The organism is Lysinibacillus sp. RU7, from assembly GCF_057837305.1.
The window spans coordinates 1-262 of the sequence record NZ_JBYQFK010000164.1; the positions used below are offsets into that span (position 1 = coordinate 1).

General features: G+C 42.7%; 1 protein-coding gene. It reads right to left on the bottom strand.

What is annotated here, in order from left to right:
* Positions 1 to 50 precede the first annotated feature (50 nt).
* Positions 51 to 262, bottom strand: a 212-nt coding sequence (locus AC3II9_RS21940) for a hypothetical protein (protein WP_489158830.1), incomplete at its 5' end; no start/stop codon positions are given.

Genomic DNA, 262 nt, shown 5'->3' on the forward strand with positions numbered 1-262 from the left:
TACGTTCCAATGCGATCGTGAACAGGATTCTGCTGCCTTTCGTTATGGTGCTACAAGATGTCAAGACAGTTTTTTAGAATTTTTAAGGTGTGAAATAATGCACAAAAATCTTTTCTATTGCCCCGAAGGGGCAAGCTGTTGATAGATCCGCGATGGAAATAATGATAGATATTACCATCGATGATGATGTCCACAGGTGGAGGACGTAGCCCAAGCGAAGGCGCGGGAGAAAAGCTTTCTCTTTTGTCATTCACATGTGGAT